The 11,730-nt window shown below is 74.7% G+C and carries 10 protein-coding genes; 6 read left to right on the top strand and 4 right to left on the bottom strand.

Annotated features, from left to right (window positions below):
* The 3 genes from AB0L45_RS23760 to AB0L45_RS23750 all read left to right on the top strand — a co-directional run bounded on the left by AB0L45_RS23760 (position 1) and on the right by AB0L45_RS23750 (position 3,595).
* Positions 1-1,956 carry a primary-amine oxidase gene (locus AB0L45_RS23760; RefSeq protein WP_365843034.1) on the top strand — a complete coding sequence of 652 codons (1,956 nt, stop codon included), beginning with the start codon at positions 1-3 and terminating at the stop codon, positions 1,954-1,956.
* A gap of 147 nt (positions 1,957-2,103) precedes the next feature.
* On the top strand, positions 2,104-2,853 hold the full coding sequence (locus AB0L45_RS23755; RefSeq protein ID WP_365843032.1) for a molybdopterin-dependent oxidoreductase: 750 nt from the start codon (positions 2,104-2,106) through the stop codon (positions 2,851-2,853).
* A gap of 52 nt (positions 2,854-2,905) precedes the next feature.
* Positions 2,906-3,595 carry a cytochrome b/b6 domain-containing protein gene (locus AB0L45_RS23750; RefSeq protein WP_365843030.1) on the top strand — a complete coding sequence of 230 codons (690 nt, stop codon included), beginning with the start codon at positions 2,906-2,908 and terminating at the stop codon, positions 3,593-3,595.
* Here AB0L45_RS23750 and AB0L45_RS23745 read toward each other — a convergent pair.
* Positions 3,592-4,488: an aminoglycoside phosphotransferase family protein gene (locus tag AB0L45_RS23745; protein ID WP_365843028.1), complete on the bottom strand. Its 897-nt coding sequence runs from the start codon at positions 4,486-4,488 to the stop codon at positions 3,592-3,594. The genes AB0L45_RS23750 and AB0L45_RS23745 overlap by 4 nt on opposite strands.
* Positions 4,489-4,549: 61 nt before the next feature.
* Positions 4,550-4,951: a (2Fe-2S) ferredoxin domain-containing protein gene (locus tag AB0L45_RS23740; protein WP_365843026.1), complete on the bottom strand. Its 402-nt coding sequence runs from the start codon at positions 4,949-4,951 to the stop codon at positions 4,550-4,552.
* 34 nt (positions 4,952-4,985) lie between these two features.
* Here AB0L45_RS23740 and AB0L45_RS23735 point away from each other — a divergent pair, with 34 nt between their 5' ends.
* Positions 4,986-6,371: a cytochrome P450 gene (locus tag AB0L45_RS23735; RefSeq protein ID WP_365843024.1), complete on the top strand. Its 1,386-nt coding sequence runs from the start codon at positions 4,986-4,988 to the stop codon at positions 6,369-6,371.
* 405 nt (positions 6,372-6,776) lie between these two features.
* Positions 6,777-8,411, top strand: a complete 1,635-nt coding sequence (locus tag AB0L45_RS23730) for an ABC-F family ATP-binding cassette domain-containing protein (protein ID WP_365843022.1) — start codon at positions 6,777-6,779, stop codon at positions 8,409-8,411.
* 324 nt (positions 8,412-8,735) lie between these two features.
* Here AB0L45_RS23730 and AB0L45_RS23725 read toward each other — a convergent pair whose 3' ends face one another.
* A complete protein-coding gene (locus tag AB0L45_RS23725; protein WP_365843020.1) occupies positions 8,736-9,464 on the bottom strand; it encodes an HAD family hydrolase in 729 nt (242 codons plus the stop codon).
* A gap of 147 nt (positions 9,465-9,611) precedes the next feature.
* Here AB0L45_RS23725 and AB0L45_RS23720 point away from each other — a divergent pair, with 147 nt between their 5' ends.
* Positions 9,612-10,157: a DUF6314 family protein gene (locus tag AB0L45_RS23720; protein WP_365843018.1), complete on the top strand. Its 546-nt coding sequence runs from the start codon at positions 9,612-9,614 to the stop codon at positions 10,155-10,157.
* A 96-nt stretch (positions 10,158-10,253) separates the two neighbouring features.
* Here AB0L45_RS23720 and AB0L45_RS23715 read toward each other — a convergent pair whose 3' ends face one another.
* Complete coding sequence (locus AB0L45_RS23715) at positions 10,254-11,621, bottom strand: DegT/DnrJ/EryC1/StrS family aminotransferase (RefSeq protein ID WP_365843016.1); 1,368 nt, start codon at positions 11,619-11,621, stop codon at positions 10,254-10,256.
* Positions 11,622-11,730 lie beyond the last annotated feature (109 nt).

The following is an 11,730-nucleotide window of genomic DNA, read 5'->3' as shown; positions in this document are numbered from 1 at the left end:
ATGGCACCCAGCACGACGGAACCGCGGCCGCCCGCCCCGCACCCCCTCGACCCGCTCACCGCCGACGAGATCACCACCGCCCGCGACGTCCTGCGCGACGCGGGCCTGGTGGGCGAGACCACCCGCTTCCCGCTGGTCCTGCCGGACGAGCCGGACCGGCACACCGTTGACGCCCACCGCCCCGGCGACCCGGTCGTACGGCGGTTGCGCGTCACCCTCCTGGACACCGCGACCGGCGCCGCTTCCGAGGCGGTCGTCGACGTCACCGCCCGCGTCCTGCTGGCGCACCGCCCGCTGGACCCGGCGGCGGACGGCCAGCCGCCCCTCCTCTTCGAGGAGTACGTGCGCTGCGACGAGATCGTCAAGGCCGACCCGGGCTGGCGCAAGGCCATGGCCGAACGCGGCATCACCGATACCGCGCTCGCCGTCTGCGCGCCGCTGGCCGCGGGCAATTTCGGGCGGGCCGAGGAGACCGGGCGCCGGATGCTGCGCTCGCTGACGTTCCTGCGCTGCGAGGCCTCCGACAACCCGTTCGCGCACCCGGTGGGCGGTCTGGTAGCCGACGTGGACCTGACCGAGCGGCGGGTCGTCCGGCTCGTGGACACCGGCGCGGTGCCGGTCCCCGCCGCGTGCGGGCGCTACGAGGCCGAGTACAACGGACCGGCCCGCACCGACCTGAGACCCCTGGAGACCAGCCAGCCCGACGGCCCCTCCTTCACCCTGGACGGCCACCGCCTGAGCTGGCAGAACTGGTCGCTGCGGCTGGACTTCAACGCCCGTGAGGGCCTGGTCCTGCACGAACTGTCCTACCGCGACGGCGACCGCGTACGGCCCGTACTGCACCGCGCCTCGCTCGCCGAGATGGCCGTCCCGTACGCCGACCCCGGCGCGGACCGCAACTGGATCTGCTACCTGGACGTCGGCGAGTACACCCTCGGCCGCAACGCCAACGCGCTGCGGCTGGGCTGCGACTGCCTCGGCGAGATCGTGTACGTGGACGCCGTCGTCCCCGACGACCACGGCACCCCGCAGACGCTGCCCCAGGCCATCTGCATCCACGAGGAGGACCACGGCCTCCTGTGGAAGCACACCAACATGTTCGACGACTTCGCCGCCGAGAGCCGCCGCTCCCGCCGGCTGGTCGTCTCGTACATCGCCACCCTCGGCAACTACGACTACGGTTTCTACTGGTACCTCTACCAGGACGGCGGCATCGAGTTCGAGGTCAAGTCGACCGGCCTGGTGCAGACCGCGGCGTCCGAGCCGGGCACGGTCTCCCCGTACGCCACCGAGATCGCCCCCGGCCTCCAGGCGCCGTACCACCAGCACCTGTTCTGCGCCCGGCTGGACCCGGCGGTGGACGGCCACGCGAACACGGTGGAGGAGGTCGACGTCGTCCGGCTCCCCATGGGCCCCGACAACCCCAACGGCAACGCCTTCACCGTCCGCGCCACCCCCGTCACCGACTCCGGGGAGGCCGGCCGGCTGGCCGACCCGGCCGCCGGGCGCCGCTGGCGGATCACCAACCCCGCCGCCCGCAACCGCACCGGGCAGCCGGTCGCGTACACCCTGACCCCGCAGTCGTCCGGCCCCACCCTGCTCGCGCAGCCCGGCTCCGCGGTCGCCGCCCGCGTCGCCTACGCCACCAAGCACCTGTGGATCACCCGCAGCGCGGCCGGCCGCCACTACCCGGACGGCGATTACCCCAACCAGCACCCCGGCGGCGCCGGCGTCACCGAGTGGTCGCGCTCCGGCGAGTCCCTGGAGAACACCGCCCTCACGCTCTGGCACTGCTTCGGGCCGACGCACCTGCCGCGCCTGGAGGACTGGCCGGTCATGCCGGTCGACCGCTGCGGCTTCACGCTCCGGCCGACCGGGTTCTTCGACCGGAACCCGACGCTGGACCTGCCGCGGGAGAGCGGTGGGACGGGCCACTGTCACGCGCGGGAGACGTGAGGCTCCTAGGCCCTGTCGTCACATTCCCGTCGTCCGCCCGCAGGCGGGAAGGTGACGACGGGACCTAGGGCGCGCGCGGAGATGACGAAACCCTGACATCCGGTCGGCAAGCTGGTGCGGCCTCCCGTACGGTGCTCGAATCGAGGGGTGACCCCGAACGACGAAGCGCCCGCCACGGAGCCGGGGGCCGACGGGCGCGGCAGCCCCGTCGGCCGCCGCCTGGTGCTCGGCATGCTCGCCACCGGCGCCGCGGGCATCGCCGCGGCCCCCTACCTCCAACGCGCCTACGACAGCACGCTCGGCGCCGCCGCGCAGCAGGACCCCACCGGCCTGTCCGGCCTGCTCCCGGCGGGCGGCGGCTTCCGCTACTACTCGGTGACCGCTTCCGTACCGCGCAAGGACGCACGCGGCTACCGGCTCTCGGTGGACGGGCTGGTCGCCCGCCCGGCGACCTACCGCCTGGCCGACCTGCGCGCGCTGCCGCAGACGCGCCTGGTGCGCGATGTGCAGTGCGTGACCGGCTGGCGGGTTCCGGCCACGCCCTTCACCGGCGTACGCCTGAGCCGCCTCCTGGACGCGGCGGGCGTGCGGCCGGGGGCGAAGGCCGTCCGGTTCACCTGCTTCGACGGCGCGTACAGCGAGAGCCTCACGCTCGGACAGGCCCGCCGGGACGACGTACTGATCGCCCTCGCCATGCGGGACGAGCCCCTCACGCACGCGCACGGCGGCCCGGTGCGGCTGTACGTGGCGCCGATGTACTTCTACAAGTCGGCGAAATGGCTGTCCGGCATCACCGTCACCGAGCGGGTGGAGCCGGGATACTGGGAGGAGCGCGGGTACGACGTGGACGCCTGGGTCGGCCGCTCGAACGGACGCGACGATGCGCCGACCGGCTGAGCGGGCGGGGGCCGCAACGGAGCGGTCGGACCGGTCGGACCGGTCGAGCCGGTTGAACCGGTCGAACCCGTCGGACCGGCCGGACCGGTCACGGGTACGCCGCTTCACGCCCGCCGAGCGCTGGGTGCACCGCGCCACCGCCGCCCTCATGGCCGTCTGTGTCCTGACGGCCGGCTGCCTCTACCTGCCCTTCCTCGCCCAACTCGTCGGCCGCCGGGCGCTGATGGTGACCGTGCACGAGTGGTCCGGGCTGCTGCTGCCCGTACCGCTGCTGCTCGGCCTGGCCTCGCGCGCGCTGCGCGCCGACCTGACCCGCCTCAACCGTTACGGGCTGCACGACCGGCGCTGGCTGCGCGCAGCGCTGCGCCGCGGCTCCGACCGGCCCGCGGGCAAGTTCAACGCGGGGCAGAAGCTCTACGCGGCCTGGCTGGCGGGCGCGGTCCTGGTCATGGCCGGGACAGGCCTGCTGATGTGGTTCACCCGCCTCGCCCCGCTGTCCTGGCGCACCGGCGCGACGTTCGTCCACGACTGGCTGGCCCTGGCGGTCGCCGTCGTCATCGCGGGGCACGTGTGGAGGGCGTACGGAGATCCGGAGGCACGCCGGGGGATGCGGAGCGGAACCGTCGACCGGGGGTGGGCGCGGCGGGAGCATCCGTTGTGGGAGGTGGGGGAGGCAGGAGTGCAGGGCGAGGCGGGGGAGTCGGGAAAGGCTGGGGAGCTGGGCCCGGGCCGCGCAGGTTAGACCCCTTCCGGCGGGTCCAGGGCCGTCGGCTCCCACGCCCGTCCCAGCTGTGCGCGCAGCAGCGGCAGCGGGCTGTCGTCGACGCCGCGGAGCCGGTCGGAGAGCAGCGTCAGCGTGTCGCAGCGGGCCAGTTGCAGCGCGCGGGCACAGTCGCCGCGGCCGAACCCGGCGGCCGTCGCGACCCGTACGGCGGCCACCGCGCCGACCGAGATCGCGAGCCCCGCGACGTCCTCGGCCGGATCGCCGGTCACCGCGTCCGTCCAGTCCAGGATGCCGCTGATCCGGCCGTCCTCGGCGACCAGCAGGTGCTCGCCCTTGAGGTCGTTGTGCACGAGCGTGCCGGGCCCGGCGGCGCTCGCCGCCTCCGGGACGCGCAGCCTCGGCAGCCACCCGGAGTCGAACTCGCCGCGCGCCGCGACGTGCTCCGCCGCTTCCGTGGCGCGGCGCAGCAGCCCCGGCATGTTGCGCGGCGCCTCCGGCGGCACGCCCAGCTCCGCCACGGCTTCCGCGGGGATCTCCGCGAGCAGGACGAGCAGCCGTGCCAGGTCGGCCTCGCCGGCCGCCGGCACCGGGCGCAGTTCGGCGGAGACCCCGTCCAGCCGGGTGTCCAGGGTGAACGCCCGGCCGCGGGCCCACTCGCCGCTCACCACACTCACCGGCACGGACCCGCCGATCCGGGCGCCGACCAGCGCGCGCAGCGCGACCTCCCGGCGCAGCCGCTCCGACCCGCCCCGGTCCAGCGCACACCGGGCCACATGGTCCGGCCCCACCCACCAGGACGCGTGGTCGCCTCCCTCGCCGATGGGCCTGACCTCCGCTGCGGTCACACCGGGAACGGCGTCCTGGGCCAGCCGGGCCACCTCTGCCGCCTCCGGCACGCGTTCATCCGTCATGATCGCCATCATGCCGCAGCGGGCCGGCCGCCGGGCCCCGGGCGCGGCGCTCCCCAGGCTCTCAGCCTTCCAGCGCCTCCCGCACCCGCCGCGACACGGTGAACGTGTACAGGTCCAGCACCCCGGGCGGCTCCGCCAGGCCCGGTCCGCCGGCCTTGATCCAGGCGGCGATGTCGTCCAGTGCCCCGTCGTCGTTGACCAGGCCCAGCCACACCGGGCGCCCGCCCGCCGCGCGGCCCGCCCGGGACGGCTGGACCACGACGACGTCGGCCTGGTCGCAGACGTCCAGGCACTCTGAGGCGCGGACCTCGGCGGCGCCCGCCAGCGCGGCCCGCAGCCGCGGTATCTGCGCCGCGTGGTCCACCCCCGGGACCTTGCGCGCATCGCCGCAGCAGCAGCCGCGGCAGACGGTGACGCGGCACGGGGTGTCGGCGGACGCGCGGCCGGAACGCTTGTTGATCATTCGGCCCATGCTACGCGGGGTAGGTATCGCCCTCATGACCTCCATGACGCGTTCCGGCCCGGCGATACCAGGGCCCAGGGGAGTCCCGTTCCTGGGATCGATGTTCGACCTGCGGCGCAGCACGCTCGACACGTTCACGCGCGCCCGGCGCGAGCACGGCGACCTCGTCCGCTTCGTGGCCGGCCCGCCCGGCCTGCGCAGCGTCTTCTACGGCGTGTTCTCCCCCGAGGGCACCCAGCAGATCCTGGCGTCCGAGGCCGCGAACTTCCGCAAGGACCACCCGTTCTACGAAGAGGTCCGGCAGTCCTTCGGCAACGGCCTGCTGACCAGCCAGGACGCCGCTTACCTGCGGCAACGGCGGATCGTGCAGCCGCTGTTCACCAAGCGCCGGGTGGACGGCTACGCGGCGGCCGTGGCGGCGGAGGCCCGCGCCGTCGCCGACCGCTGGCGGACCCCGTCCGGCGGCACCGTCGATCTGGTGGGCGAGATGAACCGGCTGGCGCTGCGCACGGTCTCCCGCATCCTGTTCGGGGCGGACGTGGAGGCCGCGGTCGCCACCGTGCACCGCTGCTTCCCGGTGATCAACAAGTACGTGGTGCGGCGCGGCTTCTCGCCCCGCAACCCGCCCCGCCACTGGCCCACGCCCGCCAACCGCAAGGCCGCCGCCGCGACGGCCGAACTCCACGCGGTCTGCGACGCCATCGCCGCCGGGCGGCGGGCCGCCGGGACACCCGGCGACGCCGGCGGCGAGGGCGCGGACCTGCTCTCGCTCCTGACCCGCGCGGGCTCCGAACAGGACGGCGGCCTGGATGCCACCGAGATCCGCGAGCAGGTGCTGGTCTTCCTGCTGGCCGGTCACGAGACGACCGCGACCTCCCTGGCCTTCTCCCTGCACCTGCTCGCCCGGCACCCCGGGGAACAGGCGCTGGTACGCGAGGAGATCGACACCGTACTGGCCGGACGCGACCCCGAGGCCGCCGACCTGGACCGGCTGCCACGGCTGACCATGGCCCTCAAGGAGGCCATGCGGCTGTACCCGGCCGCGCCGGTGGTCAGCCGGCGCGGCGTCGCGGCCACCGAGATCGGCGGGCACCGCGTCCCGGACGGCGCGGACGTGATCGTCTCGCCGTGGGTGACCCACCGGCATCCGGACCTGTGGGAGGACCCGGAGCGCTTCGACCCGCTGCGGTTCACGCCGGAGCGCGAGGCGGCGCGCCACCGTTACGCGTGGTTCCCCTTCGGCGGCGGCCCGCGGGCCTGCATCGGGCAGCACTTCTCGATGCTGGAGTCCGTCCTGGCGGCGGCGGTCCTGCTGCGTACGTACGAACTGACGGCGGTGGACCGGGACGTGCCGCTCACCGCGGGGATCACCCTCCAGGCGGCCGGGCCGGCCCGGGTGCGGCTGCGCGCGGTGGGGTGAGCATCGGGTGGGGTGATCGCCGGGTGGGGCGGGGCCGGAGCGGGGCGGTGGCGAGGGGAAGGGCGCCCGGGTGTCCGGGTGCCCGTAAATGCAACCGAAATGGCGTTTGCCTTTTCGTGCCGCCGCCCGTACCGTTCTTCTCGGTCCCATTGCCGCCGACAGGAGAAGGCCGTTGCTCGTCTGAGGTCCTGAGACACCGCGCCCACGGCGCGAGGTGCGAACGTGCGCGAGACGCGCGTCCGGCACCCGCCGTGCGCCCCTGTCCGCGACCTCGGCGATCCGGATCTCCGGCCTGCCCGTCCCGCCCCGGCCCACCGCTCGGTGCCGCCGTCCGGCCGTCGTGGACCTTCCGTGGTGTCTCCCGCGCTGTCACCCGCCCCTTCACCGCGCACCCAGGAGACCCGTATGGCTACCTCTGCCACCTCTTCCCCCGCCTCCGCCTCCGCCGCCTCCGTCGTCTGCTGCGGCCTCGGCTTCGCCTGGCCCGACGGCACCCCCGTCCTGGAGGACTTCGACCTGACCGTCGGCCCCGGCCGTACCGGCCTGATCGGCCTCAACGGCGCCGGCAAGTCGACCCTGCTGAAGCTCTTCGCGGGCCGGCTCCAGCCGTCCGAGGGATCGGTGCGGGTGGCCGGCGAGGTCGGCTACCTGCCGCAGAACGCCGCCCTGGACACCGGGCTGCGGGTGGACGCGGCCCTCGGCATCGCCGAGGCCCGCGCCGCCCTGCACGCCATCGAGAACGGCGACGCGAGCGAGGCCAACTTCACCGCCGTGGGCGACGACTGGGACGTGGAGGAGCGCGCCCGCGCCACCCTGGACCAGCTCGGCCTGCACTCCATCGACCTCGACCGCACCATCGGCGAGGTGTCCGGCGGCGAATCGGTCCTGCTGCGGCTGGCCGCGCTGCTGCTGCGCCGCCCCGACGTGCTGCTGCTGGACGAGCCGACCAACAACCTCGACCTGGCCGCCCGCCGCAGGCTGTACGCCGCGGTGTCCGGCTGGCCCGGCGTCCTGATCGTGGTCAGTCACGACCGTGCGCTGCTCGACCTCGTGGACCGGATCGCCGATCTGCGCGACGGCGAAGTCCACTGGTACGGCGGCAACTTCACCGCGTACGAGCAGGCCCTCGCCGTCGAGCAGGAGGCGGCCGAGCGCATGGTGCGGGTCGCCGAGGCCGACGTGGCCCGCCAGAAGCGCGAACTCTCCGACGCGCACGTGAAGCTGGCGCGCCGCACCCGCTACGCCAACAAGATGTACGCCCAGAAACGCGAACCGAAGATCATCATGAACCAGCGCAAGGCCGCGGCCCAGGTCTCGGCCGGCAAGCACCGCACCCTGCACACCGAGAAGCTCAAGGAGGCCAGGGAGCGGCTGGACGAGGCCGCCGAGGCGGTACGGGACGACGACGAGATCCGCGTCGACCTGCCGCACACCGAGGTGCCGCCCGGCCGCGCCGTACTGACCCTGCGGGCCCTGCGCGCCCGCTACGGCCCGTACGCCGACCTCGAACTGCGCGGCCCCGAACGGGTGGCGCTGACCGGGAGCAACGGCTCCGGCAAGACCACGCTGCTGCGGACGCTGGCGGGCGAGATCCCGCCCGAGGAGGGCGAGGCGGAGATCCACGTACCGCACCGCTTCCTGCCGCAGCGGCTGGACGTCCTCGACGACGGCCTGACCGTCGCCGAGAACGTCGCCCGGTTCGCCCCGGACGCCACCGACAACCGGATACGCGCCCGCCTGGCGCGCTTCCTGTTCAAGGGCGCCCGCGCCGACCAGCAGGCCGGCACGCTCTCCGGCGGCGAACGCTTCCGCGCGACACTCGCGGCCCTGATGCTGGCCGAGCCCGCACCCCAGCTGCTGATGCTCGACGAGCCGACGAACAACCTGGACCTGGCCTCGGTACGCCGGCTCGTCACGGCACTGGAGTCCTACCGGGGCGCCCTGATCGTGGTCAGCCACGACGTGACGTTCCTCCGTGAGATCGGCATCACCCGCTGGCTCACCCTGGACGGCACACTGAAGGACACCGACCCGATGTGACCGACCCGATGTGACCGACCCGATGTGACCGACCCGATGTGACCGACCCGATGTGACCGACCCGATGTGACCGCCCCGGGCGGCGCGCGGCAGCACCGCCGCGCGCCGCCCGCTCATCGCTCCGCGCAGCACGTTCCGTACGCCCACCTGCGTGGTCTCCAGCGGCGCCGCGCGGTACTCCTCGTACACCTCACGCGCCACGGCCGCCTCGAACGTCTCGCCGAACTCCAGCGCTCCGGCGCCGCGGTCCCCCGTCCCCGGCTCGTCCCGGGCCCCCGCGCCCCGCGTACGCGATGTTCCGGTACGCGATTGCTGGTACGTGCCTCAGAAGTGCCGCAGCAGTTCGGTGAACGTCTCCAGGCGGAGCACCTGCTCGTCGGCCGGGTCGAGCACGTCGTGCTCCAGCACCCAGGTGTGGTCGTTCGGGATGAACACCGCGTTCAGGCCCGCCTTGCGGGCCGGCAGGATGTCCGACTTGGGGGAGTTGCCGATCATCCAGGTGTCCGACGGCGTCAGCGCGCACGTCCGGATCAGCTCCTGGTACGTGCCGGCGTTCTTCTCCGGCACGATGTGCACCCCGCGGAAGTGGTGGGCCAGCCGGGACGCGTCCACCTTCGCGCGCTGCTCGTCCGCGTCCCCCTTCGTCAGCATCAGCAGCTCGTGCCGCCCGGCCAGCTCCGCCAGCGTCTCGGCGACCCCGGGGATCAGCTCCACCTCGTCCGCCTCGAAAGCCCGCGCCCAGCCCGCGATCCGCGCCAGCTCCGCCGCGCTCGCCTCCCGCAGCCGCACCCGCCGCACGCACTCGCCGAGGCTGCGCAGGAAGACCTTGCTGCCGTAGCCGTGCACCACGGCGTTGGCGGCCTCGATCTCGTCCAGCAGGGCCCGTACGCCCTCCCGGCCCAGCTCCGGATGGTCCAGCCAGGTCAGGAACTCCTCGATGACCCGCTCGAAGATCACGTTGTTCTCCCACAACGTGTCGTCGGCGTCGAAGACCAGTACCTGCCGCGCCCGGCGCGTCCCGGCCGTCCCGTATCCGCCGCCCACTGCGCTCACGCCGTCTCCTCGTACCCGTCGCCGTTCCGGCCGGAAACGGTCCCCGGCCCCGCGGCACCCTACTGACCGGCTCCGCACGAACGCACCGCAATTCCGCCCGCCCGGCCCGGCCGCCGCGGCCGGGCCACCACCAGGGACAATGGCCGCATGCCCACAGAGCCCGACGCCGTGCCCGCGCCCGGCGGCCCGTACGCGGTCCCGGACGCCGCGGCGTACCTGGCCGGCTGGTGGACGATCGACCGCACCGTGCTGGACGTGCGCACCGGCACGCAGGGGACCTTCCGCGGAACGGCGCACTTCCGTCCCGTAGGCCCGGGAGATCCTGGACGCACCGGATGTATCGGGCAGACCGGAGGCGTCGGAGACCCCGCAGCGGGCGCCGCCCTGCTGCACGTCGAGGAGGGCGAGCTGACCTGGAACGGCTCCACCGCCCCGGCGGCCCGCACCCTGCGCCTGTACCCGCACCCCGACGGCACCGCCGACGTCACGTTCGCCGACGGGCGCCCCTTCCACGACCTCGACCTGCGCACCGGCCACTGGACCACCCGCCACCCCTGCGCCGCCGACCTCTACGACGGCGAGTTCACCGTCGTCTCGGCGGGGGAGTGGCACCTGACCTGGAGGGTGGGCGGACCGGCCAAGGAACAGGTGCTGCGCTCGGTGTACCGGAGGGCGGCTCGCCCGGGGGCGTGAGGGGACGGCTGGTACGTGCTGTTCCGGGACCGGCACGTACGTGCCGGTCCGCGACTGCGGTACGTGCCGTTCCGGGGCCGGTGGGCGTGAGGCCCCTCACGGGCCGGTGCCCCTGCCCTCCCCGGCCCACGCGGCCGCCATCCGGTCCAGTGCCCGCTCCGGCATGCCGGGCCGCAGCGGCAGGCACACGGCGTGCCGTACGAGGTGTGCCGCGGTCCGTGCGCCCTGCGGGTGGCCGGGCGGTGCCGGTACGGCGCCCAGCGAGGTCGGCCGCGCCGCGTCGAAGCCGGCGGACCGCAGACGGGCGGTCGTCGCGGCCGGGTCCGGGGCGGGCACGGCGCACAGCCAGTACGTGTGCACGGGGGCGCCCGCGCCGTACACCAGCGTCGGGTCGGGCAGCCGCGCCACCAGCCGCCGGGCCGTCGCCGCCCGCCGGGCCACCGCGCGCGCGGTGCCCGGGGCGCGCAGCCGCCGGTCCAGCAGGGCGAGCAGCGCGGCGCTCGGGCGGTGCCGGATCGCGGGGATCAGGTCCGTACCGGCGAAGGCGCCCACCGTGTCCTGGAGGCCGCTCGCGTGGTCGCGCCCCAGCGCTCCGGCGGCGGCCACCGCCCCGCCGTAGACCGGCCGCGCCGTGAGCAGCGCCAGCAGGGCGTACTTGGCGACCCGCCGGGCCTGCGCGTCCTGCTGCTGCACCGGCCACTCCCGGTGCAGCGCGCGCATGGCCGCCAGCAGACGGGCATCGCGTACGACCGCCACCGCGCCGCCCAGCGCCGTGGCGGTCTTGATCGGACCGAAGCTGAACAGGGACACGTCCGCGCCGGGACTGCCCCGGAAGTCCGGCCCGCTGTACGCCTGGGCGCAGTCCTCGACCAGCAGCCAGCCGCGCCGCGCGGCCAGTTCCGTGAGAGGGCCCAGCGGCGCCTGGGTGCCCAGCAGATGCGCGACGACGACGGCCTTCGTCCGAGGGGTGGCGGCTGCTTCCCACCGGCCGGGGGCGGGCAGCAGGGTGCCCGCGTCAAGGTCCACCGGCACCGGGACCAGGCCGTGTTCGGTCACGATCCGCCACATGTCGGGGATCGTGACGGCGGACATCAGCACCTCACTGCCGCGGGGCAGGGCGGCGGCGCTCAGCGTCAGGTCCAGGGCACTGCGTACGGACAGCGCCGCCAGGCACCGGTGCGCGCCGCCCGCCACGTGCGCGCTCCCACCCGTACCGCCGTCCCCGCCCGTACCGCCGTTCCCGTCCGTGCCGCCGTTCCCGTCCGTGCCGCCGTTCCCGTCCGTGCCGCCGTTCCCGTCCGTACCGAGGCTCCCGCCGGTACCAGCACTCCCGCCCGTACCGCCGTCCCCGAACCGCCGTTCCACGGTGGCCGCCCACCGCTCGGCGTCCCCGTCCCGCCCGCAGGCCGCCATCCCGTACGCGAGGTCCGGCCAGCCGATGTCGAAGCTCTTCGGTGGGTACACCGCGCACCACCTCCTCACCGGGTCAGACGCACGGCAGCGCCGCGCACCTGACGCGGCGCGGACCCTGCCCGGCATCCGGCCGCGGGCCGCCGGGTAGGGAGGACGTCGT

The organism is Streptomyces sp. NPDC052496, from assembly GCF_040679095.1.
GTDB lineage: Bacteria > Actinomycetota > Actinomycetes > Streptomycetales > Streptomycetaceae > Streptomyces.
The sequence above is the reverse complement of the archived record's forward strand: the minus strand, read 5'-3'. Positions and strand labels throughout refer to the sequence as shown.